The following is a 26,132-nucleotide window of genomic DNA, read 5'->3' on the forward strand; positions in this document are numbered from 1 at the left end:
AACTTAAGCGAGCCAGCAGAAAGGTGCTGCGGATAGGCACCGCCCCAATCAACAAGGACTAACAAATGAGCACACTACCTTGCGTAGAAATTGAAACCACCAGCCAGCCCAGCGCCAGCGTGATTTGGCTGCATGGCCTTGGCGCAGACGGCAATGATTTTGCGGGGATTGTTCCTGATCTACAACTGCCGGCAGATTTAGGCGTTCGTTTTATTTTCCCACACGCGCCTAGCATGCCCATTAGCTGCAATAACGGCTATGTAATGCCCGCTTGGTACGATATTTTACATTTTGATCAAATCAGCCGTCAGGCCGATGTGGCGGGGGTTAAGGCATCAGTTGAAATGATCCGTGCGCTAATTAGCCGTGAAAACCAACGCGGCATCGCCAGTGAGCGGATTATTCTGGCAGGGTTTTCGCAAGGTGGTGCCATTGCTTACACTGCTGGCGTACTCCACCCTGAAAAACTCGCGGGGATTGTGGCGCTATCGACGTATTTGCCCGCACCTGAGCTACTTCAAGCGGGCCTTGCCAACCAAGCCACCCCAATCTTTGCCGCGCATGGCAGCGCAGATCCTGTGGTAGGCGTGCAACTGGGTGAAGCCGCCAGAGATCAGCTACAGGCGCTTGGCTTTAGCATTAGCTGGCAAACATGGCCGATGCAACATTCGGTATGCATGCCAGAAATCCAAGCAATTGGGCAATTTATCACGCAGTGCCTGCGCTAAAAGCTAAATGACGCGGCTATTTACCTAGCCGCCGCGCGAATGGCTTTCATCTTGATCGGCGAATCGCTCATCACATGATCCACGCCTAGTTTCTCTGCTGCTTGATAGGCAGCAGAGGAATCCACGCCAAACACGATGATTTTTACCTCTGGATTGGTCTTAAAGCAGCTCACCGCAGCGGGTGTCCACCAACGAGCTTTCACTTCTGAACGCCCCTCGCCCAGAGTAAATTTCTCAACCACCGTTACCGTGCGCTCCAGCTCCATACCTACCCATGCCCCTGCTGCAGGCGGTGTTTCGCAGCTACCGCTTAATGCCACGCTACTGAGGCGCTGCCGAGTTGCATCTCTGGATTCAAACACCCTCGCCTCGCGATAATCCGCCAACAAAGTTAAAATTTCTTTTTCTGTTGAGTAAATTCTGACTCGATCCCACGCTTTTTCTTCATCCAGCACCTTGGCTACGCTCGCCACCAAGGGCGCGGCGGGCAGTTGCTTCATATCCAGCAAAATCGGCACGAACTTAGGAATCACTTGTAAGGCCGCTTGCAGTGTGGGGATACGCACTGGCTGCTCGCGATAGGGAAATACTTTATTCCCGGCGGCATCTAGGCGGCTAAATGTATGGCCAGCGTTTAACTCTGCCAATTGCAAAAAGCTAAAGCTATTCAAAGCACCTTTGCCCTCCGTTAAAGCAGAAACATCCGCAGGCCGATACAATACAGGCACGCCATCACTCGTCATTTGCACGGTAATCCACAACATATCAGCACCATTGGCCAGCGCGCTTTGCACGGCCAGTAGCGTATTTTCTGGCGCATCCCCCGTCCCAGCACGATGAGCCACCAAAAGTGGCGCAGCATGACTCGCTGCCATCGTCATCACGCACAGCGCCACTAACAGTTTATTTACTAATCCAGAATGCATGACGATTCCTCAGCACAAATCAATCAGCGTAGAACAAGCAAATGACAAAAGAATGAAAACTAGTAAGCACCCTAAAAATCAGTAAAATAAGCACATTAAAATAATATTTAAGAAGTCTTTGTTATTAAAAGACAAAAAGTGATTATTTTATTTGGCATACGGCCCTATCTAAGGCATTATCCGCCACCTTGCCACACACGCTCGTGGCACTCGCCTAGGCATACAAACTAATGACAATTGGAATTATCGGCGCAATGGAGCCGGAAGTGGCTCACCTGATTGAGACACTCGAAAACAGCAGCAAAGAAACCGTGGCTGGCATCGATTTTTATAGCGGCACCCTTGCTAATCAACATGTGGTTGTTACCCGTTCTGGCATTGGCAAAGTGGCAGCCAGCATCGCCACCACTTTATTGATTGCCAAATATCAGCCTAGTGCCGTGATCAACACCGGCTCAGCCGGCGGGTTTGTCGATCACTTAGACATTGGCGACATTGTGATTTCTTCTGAAGTGCGCCACCATGATGTAGACGTTACCGCTTTTGGCTATGAGATTGGTCAAATGGCACAACAACCCGCCGCCTTTACACCCGATGCAAGCTTGGTTGCCGCAGCACACCGCGCCGTTGCCAGCCTTGGTCAGGTTAAGGCCATTGACGGGCTTATCTGCACCGGCGACAGCTTTATCTGCGACAGCACCCGCACCGCGCAAATGCTTAAAAACTTCCCAACCATGGCCGCTTGCGAAATGGAAGCCGCCGCGATTGCCCAAGTTTGTCATCAACACACACTGCCTTTTGTGATTATTCGCTCGCTATCCGATAACGCGAACAATGATTCACCCGTCGACTTTGACCAATATCTGATTAAAGCCGGTTATCACTCGGCCTTAATGGTGATTGCCTTACTGAATGAGCTGGATAACAGCCATCAGCGGCAAAAACCCCAAGACACGGCCATCGCCCAGCACTAAGCATACTGATGGTCTATTTTCTTTTGAAAATGGACCATCATATCCATGCCTCGCATCCAATAAACTAATAACATTCTTAATGCTAAATACTTGCAGCAAAAATAATGCAATTGGCATTAACACCCATTCTCTAAAATGTTGCGCAATATCACTTTGCTAAATTACCCCACTGATATGATTATTTTTTGTGGAGGTAATATCTGATGCAAAAGTTTAGAATTGAACACGATTTATTAGGCGAAAAAGCAGTCCCATTTAATGCCTACTATGGAATCCACACCCAACGCGCCATAGAAAACTTTCAAATATCGCAAAGTAAAATTAGCGACAATCCAATTATGGTTAAAGCACTCGCAAAAACAAAAAAAGCCTGTGCCTTAGCCAATGGCGAAATCGGCAGTATTGAGCCAAAAATAGCCAAAGCTATTGTGCATGCCTGCGATGAAATCATTTCAAATAACCGCTGCTTAGATCAATTCCCAAGCGATGTATTTCAAGGTGGTGCGGGCACTTCGGTCAATATGAATGCCAATGAAGTAATTGCCAATTTAGCGCTAGAATTATTGGGCCACCCTAAAGGTGAATACCAAACCATTCACCCTAATGATCACGTTAACAAATGCCAATCAACGAATGATGCCTACCCAACCGCGTTTAGAGTGGCACTATACGAACACCTATTGATTTTAATGCAGCATATGGAAAATCTTTCTAGCGCATTTATGCATAAATCAGTTGAATTTAAATCTGTGCTAAAAATGGGCCGTACCCAGCTGCAAGATGCCGTACCTATGTCGCTAGGACAAGAGTTTCACGCATTTTCCACCTTAATCAACGAAGATGTTCGCTTAATTGGGCAAATCAAAAACTTACTGCTTGAAGTTAACTTGGGTGCCACCGCTATTGGCACGGGGATCAACGCACCACATAACTATGGCCCGCTCGCCGTTGAAAAACTATGTGAAGTCACCGGCCATGCTTTTAAGTCCTCCGAAGATTTAATTGAAGCCACTTCGGATTGTGGCGCCTATGTTATAGTTTCTAGCGTACTTAAACGCACAGCCACCAAGCTCTCCATGATTTGCAATGACTTGCGGCTATTGTCTTCTGGCCCACGTGCGGGCCTTAAAGAAATTAACTTACCTGAATTACAGGCAGGCTCCAGCATTATGCCCGCTAAGGTGAACCCAGTTATGCCTGAAGTGGTTAATCAAGTTTGCTTTAAAGTGATTGGCAATGATTTAACCATTACTATGGCGGCAGAAGCAGGACAATTGCAGCTTAATGTAATGGAGCCTGTAATTGCCTCATCACTATTTTAATCTATCCATTTATTACAAAATGCCATGCTCGGATTAAAAGATAAATGCATTGATGGCATTACCGCCAATATAGAAACATGCCGCAAAAATGTACTTAATAGCATTGGCATTGTCACCTTTCTTGACCCTATTTTAGGCCATGAAAAATGCGATGAAATTGGCAAAATATGTGCGCAAACAGGGCAAACAGTGATGCAGGTTTGCTTGGAGAAAAAACTACTTAACCAAGCGCAACTCAATGATATCTTCTCAAATGAGAATTTACTTAATCCGCAATACCTAGGTAAATGCTATTTATAAGCAGCTACGTATCACTTAGTAAAATGGATATAGCTTGGTACTAAGCTACGGTTTCTCTACCTATTTAAAAAAAGTTATGCCACACAGCCCAGATAAATAGCCCATATAGCGTGAGCCATAGCCCGCGCTATTTTTAACGCCAAAATCATCACGTCTTTAAAGCGCACCAACACGGCTCAGCTGATTGCCAGCCTCTTTTTGTAGGCGCAACCCTAGCTAATAGACTTCCCATTAATACATTCAAATAGCCCCTTTGGCTCATTTTTTGTCGGTTGCCTGAAAGTATCAACGCTAAGAGATATAAGCCATAGAGCCGCAGCAAATAGCTGTCCCTAGCGTATATTGGCTTACATGAAATATATGATATTGTTTGCGTGAGAGGCCTAATTAGGAAAATTTAACAATAGAAAATTATATTTTTATTATTAACTGCGCAAGCGACCTTGTGCCCCTAGCAGCACTGGCTCGCGGCGAGCCAGAAGCCATCACGCCGCTTCATCCTAAGTATGATTTAACTCACAATTATTTTATTTTAGCGCATACCACTTCTTTTTTAAGAAATAAACAATCGTTTTATTCATACGGATATCTAGCATCAAACTAAGCGGACATTTATCGAAAAAGGCAACTAAACATCAAATAAATAACACATACCACACTCTAGCAAAAACAAATAAATCAAGCATAGAAAGAATATAAGGCATACCACGTGAATTTTTACACGCACAAGTAAATAAAACTGAGCTGGCATTTAGGAGGAAAATGCAACTTGATGCTAAGCAATATTAGTTTAGCAGTAAAACATTAAGCACTTATAGAGATGTAACAATTAATAAATATTAGCAGAAAGATACGCAATATTAAGCAATTCTAATAAATTGTAATCCTTGCGTTATTTATAAATGTCAAACTACACTTAATTATATTTAGTGTAGTTGTTCATATTTACTGGAGAAATCATGTCTATTACTTTTATTACAAAAAACATTGCGATTGCATTTAGCACCTTAATCCTAAGCAATATTGCACAAGCAACCGTCTACTCAAATACGGCCGCTCAAGATTCATCAGGCAACTTTATACTGGTTCCGGGCTTAGGTAGTGATGGCGGCAGCTCAAGCGCCACTACTAGCTTTGGTCAGCACTTTGTTGCCACAGGTGAAACACTGCAAAATTTTAATTTTTATGCCTCAGAAGGTAACCGTGGCAACATTAGCTTTGCCATCGCCGCATGGGATGGTCAAAAAGCGATAGGGCCTGCGCTTTATACCAGCTCAAATATTCTTTACAACGCCGGTTCACAAGCATTAGGTGCGAGCGGGCTTAACTTATCACTCACGGCTGGCAAGCAATATATCGCCTACCTAAGCACGGCAGGGATAGCATCACCCGCTGGAAACATCTGGATGAAAAGCTCCAGCACCAACGGCGGCTTAAACGACGGATTTGCCTCCATTAACTCCAACGGTGCAAACCCGCTATCACTTTCACAATCATGGACTAATTCGAATACAAACCTTAACTACACCGCAACCTTTACCACTCCAGTACCAGAACCTGAAACCTATGCACTATTAGGGCTAGGCTTGATCGCCATAATGACACGGCAGCGTAAAAACTTTAAATCAATACGCTAGGGCTTTGATGTGTATTACAAAGCGTAAAAGTATTGAATAGCCAGCAACACCAGTATGGCGTATCCCGCAGCAAGGATATCGTCGATCATTACGCCAATACCGCCTGGCACGCGTTGATCGAACCAACAAATAGGCCAAGGTTTAAAAATATCGAACAATCTAAATAAGGCAAAAGCGAATAGCCAGCCTCGAGGATTAAGTGGCACAAATAGTAGCACCAGCCACATGGCAACAATCTCATCAATAACAATGCCACCAAAGTCGTGGACGCCTAGGATATTGCCTGTAATCTCGCTGGCCCAGCAGCCAATTAGGAAGACAGGCAAGCAGAGCCAAGCAATGGACAGCGGAGATACGCACTGTATCAATAAGGCATATAAGGGCAATGCCGCCAACGTACCAAAAGTACCAGGCGCTTTTTTAGCCAAACCACTTCCAACACCCAAAGCAATAAAATGCGCAGGATGCGCTAATAAAAACCGCCAGTCAGGGTGAACAAGCAGCTTTTGTGGATGATCATGCATACAAAACAACCCAATCTAATAAGAATATCAACTTAAAACGTGGCTAGGTGGCTAGGTGGCTAGGTGGCTAGGCAAAATGATCAAAGCCATGAAATGTAATCGGCAATGGCTGTTTTGCGGCATCCAGCAGGGTGACATCACTACCCTGGCGAATCATCCCAACCTGCGTAAGGGGTAAATCCAGCTCTGCAGCCAGCGCAACAATAACCGCGTGCTGATCGGCAGCGGCAGTAAAGCAGAGCTCATAATCATCCCCCCCCGCCAAAAATGCCTCTTGCTGTAAATACTGCGGCAAGCCAGCCACATCTGGCGCAAAAGGCACGGCATCGAGCCAAACTTCAACCCCGCAAGCCGATTGCTCACAAATATGCCGTAAATCTGCCAATAAGCCATCTGAGATATCTAAAGCCGCCGAAGCAATGCCGCGCAAACGCAGCCCAAGTGCTATGCGTGGCGTCGGCAAATCCAAGCGCAAGTCACACCGCACAGCAAGCGCCTCAGCCAGCGTTGCTCGCCCAGTACGGTGCATAACGGCAGCAGCAGCGGCCCCTAAATAACCCGACACCCAGACTTCATCCCCCGCCTTCGCACCACTGCGTAATAAGGCCTGGCCGCGTGGCACATGCCCCGCAATTTGAATGGCAATGGTCAACGGCCCGCAGGTTGTATCGCCCCCAATTAAGGAGAGATCATATTCATCCGCCATTGCCAGCAAGCCACGGCTAAAAGCGGCTAACCATGGTGCATCCATAGTGGGCATGGCAATCGATAAGGTAAACCAACTTGGCTCTGCTCCCATCGCAGCTAGATCAGACAAATTAACCGCGAGCGCTTTGCGCCCTAGGCGCTCAGGATCTGCATCTTGGAAAAAATGCCGCCCAGCCACCAGCATATCGGCTGAAATGGCTAACTGATCGCCAGCTGCAACAGAAACCAGCGCCGCATCGTCCCCCACGCCCAAATCGGCATTTTTAGCGGGGCGTTTAAAATAATAAGCAATGAGATCGAATTCGTTCAAGGCGCTTCAAGTCCATTCTAGGAGCGATGTTTGGCGGGTATTCATAGGCATTCACATCGCGTATAGATAAAAAAAGACGGGCTAAGCCCGCCTTTCGATCAATCAACACATAAAACGACGCATTAGGCGCGGCGTTTGGCGCGATTAGCCACTACTTCATCAGCACGAACAGACTCGGCCAGTTTATCTAGCACGCCATTCACAAATTTATGCCCATCTAAACCGCCAAAAGTTTTAGCCAGCTCGATTGCTTCATTGATAATCACAGGGTAAGGCGTTTCTGGCATGCACACAATTTCAAATGCGCCTACATACAAAACAGCAGCCTCAACCACGCTGACTTCATCCATCGGACGGTCAAGGTGCGGTGAAAGTGCAATTTGTAATGTTTTGATGTCTTTAATTACCCCAAACAAAATAGAGCGGAATAAGTTTTTATCTGCACGCTTATAAAGCGCACTTTTTTCGCTTTGACTGGACGCTTCGCTTTCCCAAGTTACATCACTTTTTGACAAAAACTCTTCAATATTGCCGGGGGTATCTGCGGCCAATAGCCATTGATAAACACCTTGCACGGCAAATTCACGGGAGAGACGACGGGATGATTTTGGTTTTGCTACATCGGAGGTCATGCTTGTAATGCCTTTAATAAATTCGCTGTTTCTACGGCGACACGCGCAGCGTCAGTGCCTTTTTCAAGCACACGCACTTCAGCTTGTTCGTCGTTTTCAGTGGTTAAGATGGCGTTTGCCACAACAATGCCGTAATCAAGTCCGATACGGCTTACACCAGCGCCAGATTCATTGGCAACCAGCTCAAAATGATAAGTTTCCCCACGGATCACTGCACCCAACGCAATCAGTGCGTCAAAACGATCCGATTCAGCCATCGCAGCCAAAACCAGTGGTATTTCCAAAGCGCCAGGCACCGTAGTAATCAGCATATCTTGCTCGGCCACGCCCAGTACTTTAAGTTCAGCCACGCAAGCATCGCGTAAACCTTCGCAGACCGGTGTATTAAACCGGCTCATTACAATACCGATACGTAAGCCATTGCCAGTCAAATTAGGCGCAATAAAAGGAATATTTGCAGCGATGCTCATTATTTTTTTCCTTGAGACAATTCAAATCCAGTAATTTCTAAGCCAAAACCCGTCATGCTTGGGATGCGGCGCTCCGGCGACAATAAACGCATTTTACCCACACCCAAGTCTTTTAGCATTTGTGCACCAATACCATAGGTGCGCAAATCCCACTTCTTGCTTTCATTTAAGCCTAATTCTGGCAAAGCGCGGGCCAATAAATCACGGCCATCTTCGCTGCGATGCAGCAGTACCATCACGCCACAGCCCACCTTGGCAATCGCCTCTAGCGACGATTTTACATCCCAAGAGTGGCCGCTCTGGCCTAAATCCATCCAATCAATCACCGACAAAGGCTCATGCACCCGCACCAAAGTTTCAATTTCAGGGCTAGGAACCCCTTTAATTAAGGCCAAATGGCTGGCAGACGTCAGCTTATCGGTGTACACCGCCAGCTCAAAATCACCAGCAAAGGTGGTAATGGTGCGGCGACCTGCGCACGCGACTAAGGACTCTGTGCGGCTGCGATAATGAATAAGGTCGGCGATAGTACCAATTTTTAGCTGATGCTGTTCAGCAAATACCAAAAGTTCGGGCAAACGGGCCATAGTGCCGTCGTCATTCATGATCTCGCAGATCACGCTGGCGGGCGTTACCCCTGCCAAAGCGGCCAGATCACAACCAGCCTCAGTATGCCCTGCCCTGACCAGCACCCCGCCAGGCTGCGCCATAATCGGGAACACATGACCAGGCTGCACGATATCACTCGGCTTGGCATCAAAGGCAATGGCTTTTTTAATGGTTAAAGCGCGATCATGCGCAGAAATCCCCGTGGTCACGCCTTCGGCCGCTTCAATGGACGCCGTAAAGTTAGTGCCAAAGCTGGAGCCATTGGCACGCACCATAGGCGCAAGCCCCAGATAGGCACAGCGCTCGGCATTTAAGGTCAGACAAATCAGCCCACGGCCATGTTTAGCCATAAAATTGATGGCCTCAGGCGTAACAAAGTCTGCTGCCAGCACCAGATCACCTTCATTTTCGCGATCTTCTTCATCAACCAACACCACCATGCGCCCGGCGCGCATTTCTTCAATAATTTCCTGGACCGGGGAGATATTGACGCTCATAACATACCTTTAAAGATCACTAACTTCTGAATAAATGAATCCGGCAGTGCGCATCACGGCGCTTAGTTTAGGGCCAGACAGTCTGTCATGCAGGCAGTAAGCCTGCATTGTCCCAGATCAGCAGGGGATAGACCACCATTTTGCCAATGTATAAGAACTGGAAACGATGATGAGTAATACATCAGAAAATATGCCAAACGGGCAAAGTTCTTTCTTTCACCTGACGGCTCTGCTACTCTCTGGCACCTCATCATAAATACCTTAGCGTATTTGCTAAGCCAATGGATTCACGAGTTTTTAAATTCATTCCATTCGCCCCCCCGTACAAATAAGCCAGACGATTGGAAAATGATTAGATTTCAGATTGCCAAATGGGCCGCATGGGCTCCCGCAGCAAACACATCACAGGCAAGTCTGTTAAACCTCGCTGGTTTAAGTAATGAAGCCCCCTCACTCAGTGAAATGCCTGCCATGTTGCGCCGCCGAGCCGGCCGCTTGGGCAAAACAGCGCTGCATACTGCCTATCAGGCCGCTGACCAAGCCACAGGCTGCCCAGTTATTTTTGCCTCCCGCTACGGTGATATGGCTCAGTCTGTAGAGCAACTGCAACTGTTAGCCCAAAGCGGCGCGCTGTCACCTAGCGCCTTTAGCATGTCGGTGCATAACGCTATTTCTGCTTTGTTTTCAATTGCCCGCAAAGACACCGCCAGCTACACCGCGATTGCCGCTGGAGAGGAAACCATAGAAGCGGCATTCACCGAAGCGATCGGCCTACTGGCTGATGGCGCAGCAAGCGTATTACTGGTGTACTACGAAGAGCCTTTATCTGCGCCGCACCATGTTTTTGCAGCGTATCCCACCTTTGCACATGCCTTTGCCTGCCGTTTAGTAAAAGCCGACAGAGGATTTAGCCTCAGCAGCCACACCACAACCAGCACCACCGCTAATCTAGCTGACGGTTTGGCCGTACTGGATTTTTTACTTTCAGAACAGCACAGCCTCCTGCATACCGCTGGAGCACGAACCTGGGTCTGGCAACAAAATGTTTAAGTCATTTGAACGAGGGTGGCGTATTCTTGCCACGGCGATAGCCTTCAGCGTATTTGGCGCTGGTGGATTGCTATTGGGTTTGGTTTTTTTCCCACTACTTAATCTGTGCATGCAGCAAAATTCACAAAAAACCCGTATTGCCCGCCTCACTGTTCATTATGCGTTTAAGCTCTTTATTGAATTAATGCGCATCACGGGAATTTTGCGTTACCGCATCAACGGCATAGAAAAGCTGAACCGCCAAGGCTTACTGATTCTGGCCAACCACCCCACCCTGATTGACGTGGTGTTTTTGATTTCGCTCATCAAAAATGCCGACTGCGTAGTCAAGGCTGGGCTAGCCAAAAACCCTTTTACCCGTGGCCCGATTAAAGGCACAGGTTATATTTGCAATGACTCCGGCACACAGCTATTGGATGATTGCATAGCGTCACTGCATGCAAGCAACAATCTGCTTATTTTTCCCGAAGGCACACGCACCGCCACCGATGGCAGCATGAAGCTACAACGAGGCGCTGCCAATATTGCTTTACGCGGCGAATGCAATATCACCCCCGTAACAATACGCTGTACCCCACTCAGCCTAACCAGAGGGCTGCCGTGGTGGAAAGTACCGGCCAGCCAGATGATTTTTACCTTGGACGTAGGTGACGATATTGCGGTTGCGCCGTTTTTAGCACAGGCTAATGGCGAAACCGCCCTCGCCGCACGCCAGCTTACACAGCATTTGCACGACTATTTTTTACCGGAGAAACCCGCCCATGCTGGTGCTTGAACAAGAAATTAAAGAACTGATTATTACCGCCCTCAATCTTGAAGACCTCATCCCTGATGATATCGACAGCAAGGCCCCGTTGTTTGTGGATGGGCTAGGACTGGACTCTATCGATGCCTTAGAGCTAGGTTTGGCCCTGCAAAAAAAATACCGCGTTAGCCTATCGGCCGACTCAACAGAAACGCGCGCGCACTTTGCCAGCGTTCAAGCCTTAGCGGCTTTTGTTTCAGCAGCCCAGCCAGCATAAACGCACCACCGCACACGCTTAAATTTAGTTGTAGCAAGGAATAAAGCATGACCAAGCAAGAAATGTTTGAGCGTCTTAGCGCTATTTTGCAAGAAACTTTTGATACAGAAATCAGCAAAATCACGCCAGAAGCCCGCCTTTACGAAGATCTAGATATCGACAGCATCGATGCCGTTGATTTAATCGTCAAACTCAAACCTATCGCGGGCAAACGCCTGCACCCCGACGCTTTTAAAGCCGTTCGCACCCTGCAAGATGTCGTTGACGCACTTTATGAGCTGATGCAGGAAAAATCTGCCGTTTAAGCCTATGCGTAACGTTATTTTAGCGGTGCTAACACTGCTCTATCCTCTGCTTATTTATCGTGGGATGGGGCATTTCGAGCCCAAATGGCTAGCACTTTTGCTGCTAGCCATCGCACTAACACGCGCCGTACTCAGCAAAGAAAAAGTCTGGCTCATTGCCGCTGCAGGTGCGGCAGTGCTGGCTGCGATCAGTTTTTTTAGCAATCAAGCGCTGCCACTTAAACTCTACCCAGTACTGGTCAATGCCGTGCTATGCCTGGTGTTTGCCTTAACACTGGTTTATCCGCCGAGTGCCATCGAGCGACTGGCCAGATTAAGCGAGCCGGACCTCCCCCCCAGCGGCGTGCGCTATACCCGCAGGGTGACGCAGGTCTGGTGTGGTTTTTTTATTTTTAACGGGAGTGCGGCACTGATGAGCGCACTCTGGTCAGACGCCGCATGGGCGATTTACAACGGCTTAATTGCTTATCTACTGATGGGTATTTTATTTCTGGGTGAATGGCTCATTCGCAGGCGAGTAAAGGCAGCACATGGCTGAGTTTATTTCTCTTGATCGCCTCCTTTCTCAAGGGCGGCCTTCCTCATATCTTATTGCCGTTGCAGACACCGCCGAGCAAAACCTTGATTTTGCCGCGTTTTCAATTCAGGCAGCTCGCTGGCGGCAAGCATTTAAAGCGCATTCTGGGCATAAATTTGCCCTGTACTTTAATAACAGCGCCACCTTTGCCGCCGCCCTAATGGGTGCTTGGCAGGCGGGGAAATGTGTTTACCTACCGGGTGACGCCTTACCCTCCACTTTGCAGCGCTTACGTCATGAGGTAGATGGTTTTGCTGGGGATTTACCTAGCGAATACGCGCCAGTACAGCCCAGAGCCGCTGCCATTGACCAGTGGAACGATCTAGACCTTAACGCCATATCACTGGTGGTTTACACCTCAGGCTCTAGCGGCGAGCCCAGCGCCATCCCTAAAAAACTATCGCAGCTGAGTAGCGAAGTGGCGGCTCTCCATGCTTGTTTTGGCCGGCACAGTGCCACGGTGCTGGCTACCGTGTCGCATCAGCATATTTACGGCCTTTTATTTCGAGTGCTCTGGCCGATTTCTGCCGGATATGCTTTTGCCGCTGACCGACTCGCCTTCCCCGAAGACATAGCTGCCGCGCTGAGCACCACCCCAGATGCCGTGCTAGTTGCCAGCCCTGCGCACTTAAAGCGTTTACCAGAACAACTTAATTGGGGCAAAGCAGCAAGCCATTTACGCATGTTATTTTCTTCTGGCGGGCCACTAAGCACCGAGGCACTGCACCTCTGCCGCAGCCTACTACGGCAAGCCCCCATTGAAGTCTACGGCAGCTCCGAAACCGGCGGCATTGCTTGGCGGGCTCGTCAGCAAGATGTGCAAACGGCATGGCAAACATTGCCTGGCGTGGCCGTAAAAGTGCGCGATGAGCTACTACAAGTACGCTCAGCCCATCTAAGCGACGATCAATGGCAGGCCTGCTCTGACCGCGTAACACTAACAGATTCAGGGTTTGAGCTAATAGGCCGTAGTGATCGGATTATCAAGATCGAAGAAAAACGGGTGTCGCTCAACGCAATAGAAGACGCGCTACTCACTACAGGGCTTTTGCAAGACGCCCGCATCGTTGCGCTTAAGGGAGCAAGGCTTACGCTAGGTGTTGTTGCTACACCGAACACAGCGGGCTGGCATCTCTTTGATACCGCAGGCAAACGCGCACTGAATCAACAGCTACGCAAAACTTTGGCCCTTTGTGTAGAAGCCAGCGCCCTGCCACGGCGCTTTCGATACTTGCATGCGCTGCCTACCAACAGCCAGAGCAAAGTCACCGAAACCGCACTTGCAGCGCTCTTTGACCCACGCCGCCCAGAGGCACGCGTACTGTCTTTAAGCAGCAATCATGCCTTACTGGCGATTGATGTTAAGGCAGATTCACCTTTTTTTGACGGGCATTTTACTGACTCACCGGTTTTACCCGGTGTGGCACAAATTGAGTGGGCGCTGCGTTTAGCGCGCGAGCTATTTGATCTACCAGCGGTTTTTTTACGGCTAGAGCTAATTAAGTTTCAGCAGGTCATCACCCCTGATAGCCGAATACAGCTGGAGCTTGGCACACAAGCTAAAGCTAACGAATCTGTGCTTACATTTAAATTTCTATCTACTGCAGGCCCTCACGCCAGCGGCAAAATCGTGCTGGGAGCACATCCATGAGCCTCATCAAGATCTGTGTGGTTATCCCCGTATATAACCATGGTGCAGCGATAGGCGCAGTAGTGGCATCCGTACAACGCCATGGACTGCACTGTATTTTAGTTGATGATGGCAGCGACGCTAACTGTGCAGCAGTACTGGATCAGCTAGAAGCAACAGGCATTACACTGATTCGGCTAGCAAAAAACCAAGGGAAAGGCGGGGCAATGATTGCAGGGTTTCGCAGCGCCTCTGCCCTAGGCTATAGCCATGTTTTACAGATTGATGCTGATGGTCAGCACAATACCGCCGACATCCCTAAATTTGTAGTACTGGCTCAGCAAAACCAGCCGGCCTTAATCTGCGGCTGTCCTGTTTACGATGAAAGTGTGCCCAAAGCCCGTCTCTATGGCCGTTATGCCACTCATATTTGGGTGTGGATCAACACCCTATCGCTGGCAATTAAAGACTCCATGTGCGGTTTTCGCGTTTATCCGCTGGCCCCAACTATTGCGCTTTTTGATAGCACCAACATTGGCAAACGCATGGATTTTGATATCGAAGTGGCAGTGCGGCTGCACTGGCGCGGCATGCCTGTCATCAACCAACCGACCCGTGTCAGCTACCCTAGTGATGGGATATCACACTTTAAAGTTCTGAAAGACAATCTGCTGATCTCTCGTATGCATGCCCAGCTTTTTGCCGGAATGCTGCTGCGCTCACCTTTGCTGATCTGGCGGAAAATTGCTGCATGAATAAGCAGAACCAACACTGGGCAGACATCGGCGAAAATACCTTTATTACCGGCATCTGGCTGCTATTTCATGTGCATCGCTTAGCTGGCCGCTGGCCATTTCGGCTGTGTATTTACCCTGTTGTTACCCTGCAATGGCTAACTAGACCCAGCCTACGTTATGCCTCTATGCAATATCTGCAGCGGCTTGAAGCCGCCACAGGCGCGCTCGGCCATACGCCATCAATACGAGACAGCCTAAAACACCTCGCGCTATTTGCCGAAACCATGCTGGATAAGCTGCTCGCTGCATCAGGCAAATATCGCTTTGATCAAATCAAAACCGAAGGCCGCGAAGCTTTTTACGCTGTAGCCGAGCAGGGGCTAGGCGGCATTATTGTCACCGCCCACCTTGGCTGCTTAGAGCTATGCCGTGCTATGGCGGCGCAGCGGAGCAAAATCCGCCTCAATATTCTGGTGCATACCCGTCACGCCGTACAATTCAATCAATTACTTAAGCGGCTTAACCCAGATAACGACTTACAACTCATTGAAGTCACCGAAGTGGGCCCCGCCACCGCCGTGCTACTGCAAAGCAAAATTGCCGCTGGGGAATACATCGTGATTGCGGGCGACCGTATTCCTGTATTTGCCAGCCAAACCGTACAAGCTGATTTTTTAGGCCATAGCGCCCCGTTCCCAGTTGGGCCCTATATTTTGGCCAACTTGCTCAAATGCCCACTCTATTTACTGGGCTGCATCCATGAAGGGCGTGGCTACCGTATTCATTTTGAAACCCTCGCTGATAAGGTCGTTTTACCACGCGGCCAGCGAGCTATCGCCATGGCTGGCTACGCGCAGCAATACGCCGATGCGCTCACCATCTTGCTGAAACGCTCGCCCTATGACTGGTTCAATTTCTTTGCCTTTTGGGACCAAAGCCATGCCAGCCAATGATACAGCAACGCACCAAGACTATATTTGCCCTGCCAAGCACTGGCTCCACTTTTCAGACTTCCGGAACCCAATCCATGCCAACAACTCATACCCCGGCGATCTGCTTTGACGGCAGCCGCTTAAGCATCGAAGATATCGTCGCAATTTCACAGAAAAAATCATCTGCAGCGCTCTCTGCCAACCCTGATTTTCGTGGCCGTATTCAAAAGGGCGCGGATTTTTTAGACCGTCTACTCAAGGATGATGGCGTTATTTATGGCGTGACCACCGGCTATGGTGATTCTTGCACCGTCACCATTCCGCCTGAGCTAATCGCAGAACTACCGCATCATCTTTACACCTACCACGGCTGCGGCGCTGGGCGTTTTCTGACCCCTGAAGAAACCCGCGCCGTGATCGCAACTCGGCTAAGCTCTTTATCGCAAGGGATGTCAGGCGTTAGCATTGCGCTCTTAGATCAGCTTGAGGCCTTACTTAATCACGACATTCTGCCGCTGATTCCTGCGGAAGGCTCGGTAGGGGCTAGTGGTGATTTAACCCCTCTCTCTTACGTGGCCGCCGTGCTTTGTGGTGAACGTGAGGTGATGTACCGTGGCGAGCGCCGCGATGCCAGCGATGTATTTACTGAACTCAATATCCAACCACTACGCCTGCGCCCAAAAGAAGGCCTCGCCATGATGAATGGCACGGCGGTGATGACCGCACTGGCTTGCCTCGCGTGGCAGCGTGCCAATTATTTATGCAAATTATCCGCCAGACTCACCGCCATGAATGTGGTGGCGAGTGCGGGCAATGCGCATCATTTTGATGAAACCCTATTTGCCGTTAAGCCACATGCGGGCCAGCAAGCGGTGGCCGCGCGTATCCGCAGTGATTTGGCCAGCCCAAAGCCCAGCCGTAACGACGAGCGCTTGCAAGACCGCTATTCCCTGCGCTGCGCGCCGCATGTGATTGGCGTACTAGAAGACGCATTGCCGTTTTTTAGAACCCTGATCGAAAACGAGCTCAACAGCGCTAACGACAACCCGATTATTGATGCGACCAACGAGCGGGTGCTGCATGGTGGGCATTTCTATGGCGGGCATATTGCTTTTGCGATGGACAGCCTGAAAAACACCGTGGCCAATCTGGCTGATTTACTAGATCGCCAGTTGGCGCTTTTGGTAGACACCCGCTTTAATCACGGCCTGCCGTCCAATTTATCCGGCTGCACCGGCCCGCGTGCGGCCATTAATCATGGCTTAAAAGCGCTACAAATCAGTGTATCGGCATGGACGGCCGAAGCACTGAAGCAAACCATGCCCGCCTCGGTGTTTAGCCGCTCGACCGAATGCCATAATCAAGACAAAGTCAGCATGGGCACCATCGCCGCCCGCGATGCCTTACGCGTATTGGAGCTAACCGAGCAAGTAGTTGCCGCCATGTTGATTGCTGCACGTCAGGGAATCGCACTGCGCCGCCGCATCGATCCAAGCTTGCATCTGCCAGAAGCACTGGCCACCATGCAGGCCGATTTAGAAGACCGTATCCCACTGATTGTGGAAGACCGCGCCCTAGATAAAGAGCTGCAGACGCTGATCAGCAATATTCGTGAACAAGCATGGGTGCTGTATGACGAGCAATAATCTCAGCATTGAAATTCAGCTCTCACCAGCTTTTCATGATTTAGACCCGATGAATATCGTCTGGCATGGCAATTACGCCAAATACCTAGAAATTGCCCGCTGCGCCCTATTGGCCAAGTTTAATTACGATTACCCGCAAATGAAAGCGTCCGGCTATGCTTGGCCAATTGTTGATATGCGCTTGAAATACATCAAACCTGCCACCTTTGGCCAGCAATTGATAGTGCACGCCGAAATCACCGAGTGGGAATCGCGCTTAAAAATCAACTATCTGATCCGTGATGCCGTGAGCGGCCATAAAATCAACCAAGCACACACCATTCAGGTGGCGGTGGATATAGAGAGCGGCGAAATGCAATACGTCTGCCCAGCTATTTTATGGCAGCGGCTTGGGGTGGAGGAGCCGCAATGAAAGCAGAAAAAACTCACTCACTATTTTATGCAAGAAACTCCCCCATCCACTTGATATAAAAACAATTAGAAATAATTGATTCATCTAAATTTTAAAAGGTCTTTTCAATGCAGTATCTTGTAATCGCTCTTATTTTATCTTCTATCACTTTAAGTGGCTGCGCATCCAGAGAAACAAAAACCAACCGAAAATTAAGTCAATTAGCTATTGTCACACCACTTATTGACGACACTTACGAATCCAGCGCGAATCATCGTGACAACAACATTAAATCAGAAAAAATCGTACTCGCCTCAGCGACTACACAGTGCCAAAACCAAGGAAAAACACCTGTTGTCCTCGAAAAAAAAATCAAAGAAGCCCCTGAATTCGGCGTAATTCTTAAATTTAAATGCGAGGTCAAATCATCAAAATAAACGGTCCATACTGTTTATTAAGGACAACTCACCATAAAGGAAGCTCCAAAAACAACGGCGCACCCTCTTGGTTCAGCTCAGCAACATTGGTCATTACAAAAGATCTAACAAAACAATGAAAACCATCTTGATGGGATTATTCTTCGCCGCACTAACCCTGAGCGTTCAGGCCACAGATTTAGCCGCCAGCGTCAAAGAGCGGCTCACGCAGCCCGCCGTATTGCGCGGTTATTTTGAGCAAAACAAACAGGTGATAGGGTTTAAAAAGCCACTCATTTCCCGTGGTGATTTTATTGTTGCACGGGATAAGGGCGTGCTCTGGCGCACTAAAACGCCCTTTGCTGGCACGCTTAGGCTAAGCCGCGATGAAATCGTGGCAAAACAGGATGATGGCGAAGTGGCCTTTCGCCTCAGTGCCAGCAAGGAGCCATCAGTCAGAATGATTAATGGTCTGCTGTTTTCACTGCTCAATGGCGATGTCAGCAGCTTGGGTGAGCTATTTAAGATTGAAGGCAGCGTGAATGGCAAATCGTGGCAGCTTTTGCTTACACCCAAGCAGGCCGCATTAGGCAAAATCATGCGCAAAATTGCCTTATCCGGCGATCAATTTGTACGCCAAATTGATCTTGACGAAGCCAGCGGCGATCAAACAACCATCCGCTTTACTGCGCAAAACACTGAGCCTGCTAAACTAAGCAGCGACGAGATGGCCCGCTTTGAGTAACCAAACCTCCACACTGCTGGCCAAAATTTGGCTACTGATCGTGCTCGCCTTTATCGGCCACAATATTTATCTCTGGTCTGGGCATTTACAGCTAGATACCGATATTCTCGCCATGCTGCCACAGGATGAACGCGATCCTACGGTGCAAAACGCCACGCGCCAACTGGCCGATGCGGCGGCAAACCGCGTAGTGGTGCTGGCTGGCGGAGCAGATTGGGAAAACGCCAAAAAAGCCGGCGACGCTTACGCTAAAGCCCTAGTAAACAGCAAATTGCCGCTAACCTTGCGCTACCGCATGGGGGATGAAGCCGAATGGCTGAGTTTTTTTATTCCTTACCGCAAGCAGTTACTGAGTAGCGCACAACAGCAGCTATTGCAAAGCCAGAGCAGCGATCAATTGGCCCAAAAGGCCGTTGCAATGCTGTATCAGCCTGGAATGGGTATGCCACGGCTGGGCGAGTGGCGCGATGATCCGCTTAATCTACTAGGGGGCTGGCTGGGCGAGCGCGCCGCGCAAAGCAAGGTACGCGTCAGAGATGGGCGCTTAAGCATCAGCGTTGGTGAGCAGCATTATGTCTTGCTCACTCTGCAGCAAAGCGGCTCGGCTTTTTCGATTAAAGCGCAGCAAGCGCTAATACCGGCACTGGATGCGGCCAAAGCCGCCGCACTCAGCCAAGCGGGCAAGGTGAGCATCCTAACTGTTGGCATTCCCTTACACGCAGCGGCGGCGGCCACACAAGCCGAGCAGGAAATCCACACCATAGGCATAGGCTCGATGCTCGGCATTGTGCTGCTCACCGTGTTTGCCTTCAGCGCCATTCGCCCGCGCATATTGGTGACGCTATCGATTGCCGTGGGTTTGCTGGCCGCTATTTCGGTCTGTAGCCTAGTTTTTGGCCGCTTACATCTTATTACGCTGGTGTTTGGAGCCAGCCTCGTTGGCGTGGCGGAAAACTACGGCAGCAATTACTTCAGCAGCCGTCAGGGCCGCGCCGCCAGCGAGCGCTGGGCCATGCTAAAAGAGCAAGCGCCGGTGATGTGGCTTGCCATGCTCACCACCGTTATTGGCTATGCCCTACTGGCGCTCACGCCCTTCCCTGGCTTGCGACAAATCGCGGTTTTCTCAGCCGTGGGCTTATTGGCGGCCTTTGTCACCGTGATGTGGTGGTTCCCCTTGTTTGATAAAGGGCGGCTCGATCACACCAAGCTCTCACTCTGGATAGGCACACGCCGTGCGCTTTGGCCTACGCTGGGCAAAAACCGCCTCACGCTGATTTTTACCGTGATCGTCAGTAGTTTATTGCTAGCGGGCGGTATGTCTATGCACAGCAATGACGATATCCGCCTCTTGCAAAGCTCACCACCGGCACTGATTAAGCAGCAGATTGAAGTCGGTAAACTGCTTGATCTACCTAGCCCTGCGCAGTTTTATTTGATTCGCGGTGCAAGTATCGAGGCGATGTTGCAGCAGGAAGAAGCACTCAAAGCTAGGCTTGACCCGATGATTACGCGTGGCCGGATTACGGGCTATCAAGCCATCAGCGATTGGGTGCCCTCCAGCGCGCAGCAAAGCCACAATCTAGCGTTGACTGAGCGTGCTGTTTTTGCAAAAGACGGCGTGTTGGCCAAAGCCAGTGCCTTGCTGGGTGAAGCACTACAACCAGCACACAACACGCCGCCACCATTACTCCTAAACGATTGGCTGGCAGCTGCAGTGTCAGAACCGCTACGCCATCAATGGCTGGGCCAGTTTGAGGGCGGTTACGCCAGTGTGATGCTGATCCGTGGCGTCAGCAGCGCCAGCCAGCTCACCGAGTTGGCCGCCTTAGCACCACAGCTGACGGGTGTGCGCTGGGTGGATAAAGTGGCCGAAGTCTCGGACGTAATGGGCCGCTATCGCGTCAAAATGGCTTGGGTGATTGCTTTAAGCTATCTACTGGTTTTTGCCGCGCTCACATTGCGCTTTGGTCGCAAGGCTTGGCGGGCGCTACTGCCAACCTTACTGGCCAGCGCGCTTACTTTGGCGATATTGGCGCTGCTTGGCCAGCCCTTACAGCTATTTAATATTTTGGCACTGCTGCTGATTTTGGGCATGGGCGTGGATTATGGGATTTTTCTATTAGAAAACCCCGAGCCCCACGCAACTAGGCCGTTTTTATCCGTCACGCTAGCGGCCATCTCTACCCTGCTTGCCTTTGGCCTGCTGGCGCTTTCTGCAACGCCTGCTTTACACGCTTTTGGGCTGACTATGCTGTTTGGCATTGGCCTTTCTTGGTTACTCACTCCTGCATTTATGCCCCTTACCTCCTTCATTCAAGACCGTTAAATCATGATCAATATACTTAATCAATTTGTATTTAAACACCTGCGCACCATCGAAATGGTCGGCGTGTTAATGCGTATTTTTAGCTTTAGCCTCGTCAGCTGGCTGGGGCCGCAAAGCCCATTTATGTTTGTTTGGAGCCTAAACACCATCGACGCCATTATGCTGGCATGGTGCTCGGCCATCAAACGCGATTCTGCTTACACCCTGCTCAATGGCTTCTGGATTATTGTGGGCCTTATTGGCATATTGCGCGCAGGGCAATTTATTCATTGACACCACGCTCCACAGTAGCAAGCACGACAGATTCACCATAGGGAACCTAGAAAAACCCATCTTTCGTCATAATACTGCGTTGCGTTTTAAAAAAAATCTCCTTACATATCAAACATATGCAGCATCGGTTTTTTTAAAATGCGCCTTGTCTTATTTTGAAATATAGGTTTTTCGAGGCCACCTCATAAAAAAAATCAAAATACAGAGAGAAAGAAAATGCGTTTAGAGCACACAGAAATACTGATTATGGGCGCAGGGCCATCTGGCTCGGTGGCGGCGGGTTTATTACGCAAGCAGGGCCGCCAAGTTTTAATTATTGAGAAAGAAACCTTTCCACGCTTTTCAATTGGCGAAAGTCTTTTGCCACAAAGCATGGAATACATTGAAGCGGCAGGCTTTTTGCAAGATGTGATTGAAGCAGGCTTTCAGTACAAAAATGGCGCGGCTTTTGTGCGCGGCGAGCAACGCACTGCGTTTGATTTTCGCGATAAGTTTTCTGCTGGTTGGGGCACTACTTACCAAGTACAGCGCGGCCATTTTGACCACGTTTTAGCCAAGGCAGCCACAAAAGCCGGCGCTGTCATCCGCTATCAAGAGCAAGTCACTGCAGTTGATCTAAGCGGCAAACAGCCCTTGGTCACCGTGCAATCTGCTACCGAAAGCTACCAAATCAGCGCGCGTTTTTTACTGGATGCCAGCGGCTTTGGCCGCATCTTGCCACGTTTGCTACAGCTAGAAACGCCTTCCGATTTCCCAGTGCGCGGCGCTTATTTTACCCATATTGAAGACCATATTTCAGGCGACTTTGACCGCAATAAGATTCTAGTTAGCGTTCACCCAGAGCACCATGATGTTTGGTTCTGGACCATCCCGTTTTCTAATGGCCGCTGCTCGCAAGGCGTGGTTGCACGGCCAGAATTTCTAGAAAAGTACCGCGGCAATGAAACCGAGCGCTTACAGGCCATTATTGCCGAAGTGCCAACGCTATCTGCCGTGCTAAAAAACGCCGTCTGGGATACCCCTGCCCGCCAGTTAATCGGCTATGCCGCGAATGTCAGCAGCTTACATGGCAAGGGCTTTGCTTTGCTTGGCAATGCGGGCGAGTTTCTAGACCCCGTTTTCTCTAGCGGAGTGACCATCGCGGTAAAATCTGCGGCACTTGCCGCTGCCGCTATTGAGCGCGAATTTGCGGGGGAAACAGTAGATTGGCAAGCCGACTACGCCCAACCACTGAAAGCGGGTGTGGATACCTTCAGAGCTTTTGTTGAAAGCTGGTATGCGGGTGGGTTCCAGGATGTGATTTTCTATGAAGAGCAATCAAACGATGTACGCCAGATGATTTCGGCCATTTTGGCAGGCTATGCATGGGATACCAGCAATCCTTATGTAGCTCAACCACGGCGCTTAAAAACGCTGGAGCAATTATGCGCTGCGCCTACTTCAGCAAAATAAGCGCGCAGATCATGCGGCTAAATCACCTGTCAGGAATAAACGCGTGAAATATTTGATCACCGCCCTTTTGCTGGGCTTACTAAGCGCTTGCAGCGATAAGGCTGAGCGTATTAGCCTACCCGCGCTGCGATTAACGCCTGCTGCCTTTGCTGGATCAGTAAGCCTTAGCCAAAGGCTGACGGTGATGCCGCTACCTGCCACTGAAGCACAAAGCAGTAAAACGCTGGATGCACTACTGGAAATCGATGCCGATCAGCTCCAGTTAGCGGGCTTTGCGCTAGGGCAACGGGTTTTAACGCTGCAATGGGATGGGAAAATACTGCAAAGTAAACGCCATCCCTTGCTGCCTGCCGCCGTTGATGAGCAGCGCATCTTGCGCGATGTACAGCTGGTGTACTGGCCAGCAACAGCCATTCAAGCGGCTTTGCCGCCAGAGTGGCGCTTAGACGACGACGATAACAGCCGTACTTTAAGCCTTGGTGATCAAGCCATGATCCGCATTACTTACGCAGCAAAACCGCGCTGGGCAGGGCTAGCCGACTTACACAACACAGCAGAACATTACCGCTTAGTGATTGATTCAAAAGAAACAGCGCCATAAGCTGCCATCGCCTTTAAAGAAAACACACCATGAGTATTTACCTTAATCATTTAGGCATCATTTGCGCTCTAGGCGAGGGTAGTCATGCCGTGCGCAAAGCGCTATTTGCTGACGCCCCCAGCGGAGTTACCCCCCAGCCCAGCCTCGGCATATCCCTGCCTTTAGGCGCAGTCACTAAACCACTGGCAGACTGCAGCGTTTTACCTGCAGAGTTGCGAAGCCGTAACAATGCGCTGCTGCTAAGCGCCCTAGTGCAAATTCGGCCCGCCGTGGATGAAGCCATTGCCCGCCTTGGCGCACATCGCATTGGCATTGTGTTAGGCACCAGCACTTCAGGGATTGGCGAAGCGCAGAGCGCCATTGCACAGCACTTGCAAACCGGCCAGCTTCCTGAGCGTTTTCATATTGCCCAGCAAGAGTTAGGCTCTCCAGCGGCGTGCCTCAGCACACTATTAAAACTGGCAGGGCCTTCTTTAGTGATTTCCACCGCCTGCTCATCCAGCGCAAAAGCCATGGCCAGCGCAGCGCGGCTGCTCAATGCGGGGCTATGCGATGCCGTCATTTGTGGCGGCGTGGATTCACTATGTGATTTCACCGTAGCGGGCTTTGCAGCCTTGGAGTCGGTTAGCAGCGAGCGCTGCCTACCCATGAGCATCAACCGCCACGGCATCAATATCGGCGAAGGCGCGGCCCTTTTTCTGATGAGTAAAGCAGCGGGGCCGGTGGCCTTAGTGGGCTGGGGAGAAACCTCAGACGCTCACCATATCTCCGCCCCCGATCCAAGCGGCCAAGGGGCTATCAGCGCCATGCAGCAGGCGCTTAATCGCGCCGAGCTCATGCCAGAGCAAATTGACTATATCAATCTGCACGGCACCGCTACTCAGCAAAATGATGCGATGGAAAGCCTAGCCGTTAACCAGCTATTTGGTGCCCAAGTACCCTGCAGCTCCACCAAACCCCTTACCGGCCATACTCTAGGCGCGGCGGGCGCAATTGAGGCGGCACTGTGCTACTTAACACTCCATGGCAACCCTAATGAACAACTCCCCCCACACTGGTGGGATGAGGCGATCGACCCCACAATTGCACCGCTGGCTTTAGTTAAAGCTGGGCAAAACGCCAAACTGCAGTACGTTTTAAGCAATTCATTTGCTTTTGGCGGCAGCAACGCAGTGCTGATTTTTAAAAAAACCACGGGGCCGCAAGATGACGCCCATTGAATACGCCATTGGCGACATCATGCCCCACTCCGCCAGCATGCTACTGCTCGACCGTGCCATCCAAGGGGACGACAAGCAGTTTGAAGCCGAAGTCACCATCCGCGCAGATAATTTGTTTTTTAGCGGCTCTGGCGTGGGTAGCTGGGTGGGCATCGAATATATGGCCCAAACCGTTGCCGCATGGGCCGGCTGGCACGCCCGCTTAAGCGGCCAGCCACCTAAAATCGGCTTTTTGCTAGGCAGCCGCCGCTATAGCTGCAGCGTCAGTGAGTTTAGCGAGGGGCAGCGGTTAAATATCCATATCAGCAGAACTTTTCAGGCCGACAATGGCCTAGGCCAGTTTGATTGCAAGATTGTGATTAATGATCAAGAAGTGGCACAAGCTGCACTCACCGTCTTTGAACCGCTTGATGCCAGTGCATTTTTAAAAGGTAATTGTAATGAGTAATAAAACAATTCTTGTCACCGGATCTAGCCGAGGCATTGGGCGCGCCATTGCACGGCGCTTGGCTGCAGATGGTTTTGATATCGTACTGCATTGCAAAAGCCGTATCGATGCAGCACAAAGTATTGCAGCAGAGATCACCGCACTTGGGCAAAGCAGCCGCATTCTGCAGTTTGACGTTGCCAACCGCAGCCAGACCGCGGATATATTACTTGCCGACATCGAAGCGCACGGCTGCTATTACGGCGTGGTTTGCAATGCAGGTATCGCGCTAGATAATGCTTTTCCGGCCATGCCTGGGGAAGACTGGGATGCGGTTATCCATACCAATTTAGATAGTTTTTACAATGTACTGCACCCCCTGACCATGCCTATGGTGCGGCAACGCAAACCGGGGCGAATTGTTACGCTTTCTTCCGTTTCTGGCCTCATCGGCAACCGTGGACAAGTCAATTACAGCGCTGCCAAAGCGGGGATTATTGGCGCAACCAAGGCACTGGCGGTGGAATTAGCCAGCCGAGGCATTACGGTGAACTGCGTGGCCCCTGGTCTAATCGATACCGAAATGGTGGACGAGCGCGTATTAGAAGAAGCCATGAAAATCATCCCAGCCAAACGCATGGGAAAACCAGAAGAAGTGGCAGCCGCAGTCAGCTTTTTAATGCAGGAAGACGCCGCCTATATCACCCGCCAAGTCATTTCGGTTAATGGAGGGTTAATAGGATGA

28 protein-coding genes and 1 pseudogene are annotated in these 26,132 nt (G+C 50.1%); 23 read left to right on the top strand and 6 right to left on the bottom strand.

Going from position 1 to position 26,132, the window contains the following annotated elements:
• Positions 1-65: 65 nt before the first annotated feature.
• Positions 66-728, top strand: a complete 663-nt coding sequence (locus Q0R17_RS01930) for an alpha/beta hydrolase (protein WP_293931654.1) — start codon at positions 66-68, stop codon at positions 726-728.
• A 20-nt stretch (positions 729-748) separates the two neighbouring features.
• Here Q0R17_RS01930 and Q0R17_RS01935 read toward each other — a convergent pair whose 3' ends face one another.
• The gene (locus Q0R17_RS01935) at positions 749-1,654 is read right to left on the bottom strand and encodes a glycerophosphodiester phosphodiesterase family protein (RefSeq protein ID WP_293931656.1); all 906 of its coding nucleotides are present in this window, start codon (positions 1,652-1,654) and stop codon (positions 749-751) included.
• A 230-nt stretch (positions 1,655-1,884) separates the two neighbouring features.
• Between Q0R17_RS01935 and Q0R17_RS01940 the strand changes: the two genes are divergently transcribed.
• From Q0R17_RS01940 to Q0R17_RS01950, 3 genes and pseudogenes are all read left to right on the top strand, one after another.
• Positions 1,885-2,628, top strand: coding sequence for a 5'-methylthioadenosine/adenosylhomocysteine nucleosidase (locus Q0R17_RS01940; RefSeq protein WP_293931658.1), 744 nt, complete (start codon positions 1,885-1,887; stop codon positions 2,626-2,628).
• Positions 2,629-2,831: 203 nt separating this feature from the next.
• A pseudogene (gene aspA, locus Q0R17_RS01945) lies at positions 2,832-4,250 on the top strand (aspartate ammonia-lyase).
• Between the two features lie 959 nt (positions 4,251-5,209).
• Positions 5,210-5,887: a PEP-CTERM sorting domain-containing protein gene (locus tag Q0R17_RS01950; RefSeq protein WP_293931659.1), complete on the top strand. Its 678-nt coding sequence runs from the start codon at positions 5,210-5,212 to the stop codon at positions 5,885-5,887.
• Between the two features lie 14 nt (positions 5,888-5,901).
• On the opposite strand, the gene Q0R17_RS01955 is transcribed toward Q0R17_RS01950, so the two are convergent.
• The 5 genes from Q0R17_RS01955 to ribBA form a co-directional block, all read right to left on the bottom strand.
• On the bottom strand, positions 5,902-6,411 hold the full coding sequence (locus Q0R17_RS01955; protein ID WP_293931660.1) for a phosphatidylglycerophosphatase A: 510 nt from the start codon (positions 6,409-6,411) through the stop codon (positions 5,902-5,904).
• Positions 6,412-6,478: 67 nt separating this feature from the next.
• Positions 6,479-7,429 (bottom strand): thiamine-phosphate kinase, encoded by a 951-nt coding sequence (gene thiL / locus Q0R17_RS01960; protein WP_293931661.1) that lies wholly within the window; start codon positions 7,427-7,429, stop codon positions 6,479-6,481.
• Between the two features lie 122 nt (positions 7,430-7,551).
• Positions 7,552-8,061: a transcription antitermination factor NusB gene (gene nusB / locus Q0R17_RS01965; RefSeq protein ID WP_293931663.1), complete on the bottom strand. Its 510-nt coding sequence runs from the start codon at positions 8,059-8,061 to the stop codon at positions 7,552-7,554.
• On the bottom strand, positions 8,058-8,531 hold the full coding sequence (gene ribH, locus Q0R17_RS01970) for a 6,7-dimethyl-8-ribityllumazine synthase (protein WP_293931664.1): 474 nt from the start codon (positions 8,529-8,531) through the stop codon (positions 8,058-8,060). Before ribH ends, nusB begins: the two co-directional genes overlap by 4 nt.
• Positions 8,531-9,637: a bifunctional 3,4-dihydroxy-2-butanone-4-phosphate synthase/GTP cyclohydrolase II gene (gene ribBA, locus Q0R17_RS01975; protein WP_293931666.1), complete on the bottom strand. Its 1,107-nt coding sequence runs from the start codon at positions 9,635-9,637 to the stop codon at positions 8,531-8,533. Before ribBA ends, ribH begins: the two co-directional genes overlap by 1 nt.
• Positions 9,638-9,985: 348 nt before the next feature.
• On the opposite strand from ribBA, the gene Q0R17_RS01980 reads away from it, so the two are divergent.
• The 19 genes from Q0R17_RS01980 to fabG all read left to right on the top strand — a co-directional run bounded on the left by Q0R17_RS01980 (position 9,986) and on the right by fabG (position 26,132).
• Entirely contained in the window at positions 9,986-10,687 is a 702-nt protein-coding gene (locus tag Q0R17_RS01980) for a beta-ketoacyl synthase chain length factor (protein ID WP_293931668.1), read from the top strand.
• A complete protein-coding gene (locus Q0R17_RS01985) occupies positions 10,680-11,462 on the top strand; it encodes a 1-acyl-sn-glycerol-3-phosphate acyltransferase (RefSeq protein ID WP_293931669.1) in 783 nt (260 codons plus the stop codon). Before Q0R17_RS01980 ends, Q0R17_RS01985 begins: the two co-directional genes overlap by 8 nt.
• A complete protein-coding gene (locus Q0R17_RS01990; protein WP_293931671.1) occupies positions 11,449-11,709 on the top strand; it encodes a phosphopantetheine-binding protein in 261 nt (86 codons plus the stop codon). Before Q0R17_RS01985 ends, Q0R17_RS01990 begins: the two co-directional genes overlap by 14 nt.
• Before the next feature lie 47 nt (positions 11,710-11,756).
• Positions 11,757-12,014: an acyl carrier protein gene (locus Q0R17_RS01995; protein WP_293931673.1), complete on the top strand. Its 258-nt coding sequence runs from the start codon at positions 11,757-11,759 to the stop codon at positions 12,012-12,014.
• 4 nt (positions 12,015-12,018) lie between these two features.
• The gene (locus tag Q0R17_RS02000; protein ID WP_293931674.1) at positions 12,019-12,552 is read left to right on the top strand and encodes a hypothetical protein; all 534 of its coding nucleotides are present in this window, start codon (positions 12,019-12,021) and stop codon (positions 12,550-12,552) included.
• A complete protein-coding gene (locus tag Q0R17_RS02005; RefSeq protein ID WP_293931676.1) occupies positions 12,545-14,242 on the top strand; it encodes an AMP-binding protein in 1,698 nt (565 codons plus the stop codon). Before Q0R17_RS02000 ends, Q0R17_RS02005 begins: the two co-directional genes overlap by 8 nt.
• Positions 14,239-14,976, top strand: a complete 738-nt coding sequence (locus Q0R17_RS02010) for a glycosyltransferase family 2 protein (protein ID WP_308446350.1) — start codon at positions 14,239-14,241, stop codon at positions 14,974-14,976. The genes Q0R17_RS02005 and Q0R17_RS02010 overlap by 4 nt, the downstream gene beginning before the upstream one ends.
• The gene (locus tag Q0R17_RS02015) at positions 14,973-15,911 is read left to right on the top strand and encodes an acyltransferase (RefSeq protein WP_293931678.1); all 939 of its coding nucleotides are present in this window, start codon (positions 14,973-14,975) and stop codon (positions 15,909-15,911) included. Before Q0R17_RS02010 ends, Q0R17_RS02015 begins: the two co-directional genes overlap by 4 nt.
• 74 nt (positions 15,912-15,985) lie before the next feature.
• Complete coding sequence (hutH, locus tag Q0R17_RS02020; protein ID WP_293931680.1) at positions 15,986-17,536, top strand: histidine ammonia-lyase; 1,551 nt, start codon at positions 15,986-15,988, stop codon at positions 17,534-17,536.
• Positions 17,523-17,948 carry a thioesterase family protein gene (locus Q0R17_RS02025; RefSeq protein ID WP_293931682.1) on the top strand — a complete coding sequence of 142 codons (426 nt, stop codon included), beginning with the start codon at positions 17,523-17,525 and terminating at the stop codon, positions 17,946-17,948. Before hutH ends, Q0R17_RS02025 begins: the two co-directional genes overlap by 14 nt.
• 107 nt (positions 17,949-18,055) lie before the next feature.
• Positions 18,056-18,364, top strand: coding sequence for a hypothetical protein (locus Q0R17_RS02030; protein ID WP_293931684.1), 309 nt, complete (start codon positions 18,056-18,058; stop codon positions 18,362-18,364).
• A 115-nt stretch (positions 18,365-18,479) separates the two neighbouring features.
• Positions 18,480-19,088, top strand: coding sequence for an outer membrane lipoprotein carrier protein LolA (locus tag Q0R17_RS02035; RefSeq protein ID WP_293931685.1), 609 nt, complete (start codon positions 18,480-18,482; stop codon positions 19,086-19,088).
• On the top strand, positions 19,081-21,414 hold the full coding sequence (locus Q0R17_RS02040; RefSeq protein WP_293931687.1) for an MMPL family transporter: 2,334 nt from the start codon (positions 19,081-19,083) through the stop codon (positions 21,412-21,414). The genes Q0R17_RS02035 and Q0R17_RS02040 overlap by 8 nt, the downstream gene beginning before the upstream one ends.
• 3 nt (positions 21,415-21,417) lie before the next feature.
• Entirely contained in the window at positions 21,418-21,687 is a 270-nt protein-coding gene (locus Q0R17_RS02045) for a hypothetical protein (protein ID WP_293931689.1), read from the top strand.
• Positions 21,688-21,903: 216 nt separating this feature from the next.
• Positions 21,904-23,139 carry an NAD(P)/FAD-dependent oxidoreductase gene (locus Q0R17_RS02050; protein ID WP_293931691.1) on the top strand — a complete coding sequence of 412 codons (1,236 nt, stop codon included), beginning with the start codon at positions 21,904-21,906 and terminating at the stop codon, positions 23,137-23,139.
• A 43-nt stretch (positions 23,140-23,182) separates the two neighbouring features.
• Positions 23,183-23,740 (top strand): DUF3261 domain-containing protein, encoded by a 558-nt coding sequence (locus Q0R17_RS02055; protein ID WP_293931692.1) that lies wholly within the window; start codon positions 23,183-23,185, stop codon positions 23,738-23,740.
• Positions 23,741-23,769: 29 nt separating this feature from the next.
• On the top strand, positions 23,770-24,960 hold the full coding sequence (locus Q0R17_RS02060) for a beta-ketoacyl-ACP synthase (protein WP_293931694.1): 1,191 nt from the start codon (positions 23,770-23,772) through the stop codon (positions 24,958-24,960).
• Positions 24,947-25,408, top strand: coding sequence for a hotdog family protein (locus Q0R17_RS02065; RefSeq protein WP_293931696.1), 462 nt, complete (start codon positions 24,947-24,949; stop codon positions 25,406-25,408). Before Q0R17_RS02060 ends, Q0R17_RS02065 begins: the two co-directional genes overlap by 14 nt.
• The gene (gene fabG, locus Q0R17_RS02070; protein ID WP_293931697.1) at positions 25,401-26,132 is read left to right on the top strand and encodes a 3-oxoacyl-ACP reductase FabG; all 732 of its coding nucleotides are present in this window, start codon (positions 25,401-25,403) and stop codon (positions 26,130-26,132) included. The genes Q0R17_RS02065 and fabG overlap by 8 nt, the downstream gene beginning before the upstream one ends.

Origin of the sequence: Iodobacter sp. (assembly GCF_025352645.1) — a bacterium.
Taxonomy (GTDB): Bacteria; Pseudomonadota; Gammaproteobacteria; order Burkholderiales; family Chitinibacteraceae; genus Iodobacter.